This window comes from Treponema sp. R6D11, from assembly GCF_054786075.1.
On sequence record NZ_BDHD01000280.1, the window covers coordinates 1 to 1,717 of the forward strand.

General features: G+C 41.0%; 2 protein-coding genes and 1 pseudogene. 2 read left to right on the forward strand and 1 reads right to left on the reverse strand.

Annotation, left to right across the window (positions count from 1 at the left end; translation table 11 throughout):
• A pseudogene (locus tag ACYVTD_RS12275) lies at positions 1–626 on the reverse strand (hypothetical protein); the annotation flags it as partial.
• Positions 627–656: 30 nt separating this feature from the next.
• Between ACYVTD_RS12275 and ACYVTD_RS12280 the strand changes: the two are divergent.
• Positions 657–1,238: an NUMOD3 domain-containing DNA-binding protein gene (locus tag ACYVTD_RS12280; RefSeq protein ID WP_461248044.1), complete on the forward strand. Its 582-nt coding sequence runs from the start codon at positions 657–659 to the stop codon at positions 1,236–1,238.
• A gap of 75 nt (positions 1,239–1,313) precedes the next feature.
• Positions 1,314–1,717 (forward strand): S41 family peptidase (locus ACYVTD_RS12285; protein ID WP_461248045.1); only part of this gene is annotated, 404 nt, incomplete at its 3' end.

Here is a 1,717-nt window from a genome sequence, read left to right on the forward strand (position 1 = left end):
GTTATAAACAGGAATTTGATGCCGTTATTGACGATCGCTTGCCGTTTAAGCATTGAAGATATATATTCGTCTGGAATGTCGATATCTGTGAATACATCTAGGTCTGGTTTCCATTTGATGAATGTGCCAGTTTTTTTGCTATCTGCTTTTTCTTTTTGTAGCCCGCCAATGTTTTCACCTTTTTCGAAGTGAAGAGAATATTTATAGCCGTCGCGAAGGACGATAACGTCCATATATTCGCTGGCATATTGGGTTGCACAGGCGCCGAGCCCGTTTAATCCGAGAGAATATTCATAGTTTTCGGCTTCGTTATTAGAATATTTTCCGCCCGCGTATAGTTCGCAAAAGACCAGATCCCAGTTGAACCTGCCTTCTTTTTCGTTATAATCTAAAGGGATTCCGCGCCCAAAATCTTCCACGGATATTGAGCAATCTGGGAATTTTGTTATTTTTATTGTGTCGCCAAAGCCTTCGCGTGCTTCATCGATTGAGTTAGAAAGAATTTCGAATACGCTGTGTGCGCAACCTTCTAATCCATCGCTGCCAAAAATAACACCTGGGCGTTTTCGGACTCTATCTGCGCCTTTTAAACTTGATATACTACTGTTGTCATAAGAATTTTTCATGATATAGATTTTATCAAAAGGGGAGAGGAGTTGTCAAGTGCTAATGTTTTACTTGCAATTTATGGTAAAATATGGTATAATATAATTCTTGATATGTCTGGGGGAATATTTATGAAATTTGTTTCTGCACAAACAAGAAGAAAGCTATCGATAGCGGCTAAGAACAGACCGCCCGTTAGTGAGGCAACTAGAGAAAAGTTGCGCATTGCTGGGAAGAAGCGCGCGCCGATAACTGAAGAAACTAGGAAGAAGTTGTCTGCTTCTGCGAAGAAAAGGCGTACACCGATGAGCGCGGATGCTAGAAAGAAATTGTCTGATATTGCAAAAGGGAGAACTCTTAGCGAGGAGACGAAGAAAAAGTTGTCGCTGATGCGGAAGGGTTCGAAGCATACTGAAGAGACTAGGAAAAAGATCGCGGAGAAGGCTAAGGGCAGGAAAATTTCGGCAGAGACGAGGGAGAAGATTGCTCGTTCGCACATGGGGATGAAGCATACGGATGCAACGAGGCAGAAGATGAGCGAGATTAGGTTGCGTAAGGAAGCGGAACATAGAGAAGCGATGTACGGTACGCAAGATAAGAATTTAAAATATACGAAGCGGGGCGATTTATAATTAAGGGCCATCTGGCTCTTTTTTATTTGGCAATTTACTATTGCATTTTTATTTTCGTAGTGGTATAATTCTTTTATGAAAAAATCAAAACTAATATCAATAATACTTTTAACAGCTGTTTTATCTTCGGGGCTTACTTATTATTTTTCTAGAGGAACTAGCAATTATGCGCTTGTTGACAGGGCGCGGACGATGCTTGAGGAAAAATATTATGAGAAAATTGATGATAAAAAAGCAGTTGAAGGGATGCTATATGGGCTTGCCGGCAGTATGGGAGATCCTTATACTAGCTATTTAACGGAAAAGGAATATGAATACTTCGAACAAATCGTATCGGGGACTTATTCGGGGCTTGGGATATCTATATCTGGAAACGACGATGATAATTACATCACGATAGTAACGACAGTTGCTAACACGCCGGCGGGTGATGCTGGGCTTAAGACGGGCGATAACGGCATCAAATTCCTGTTTATAAA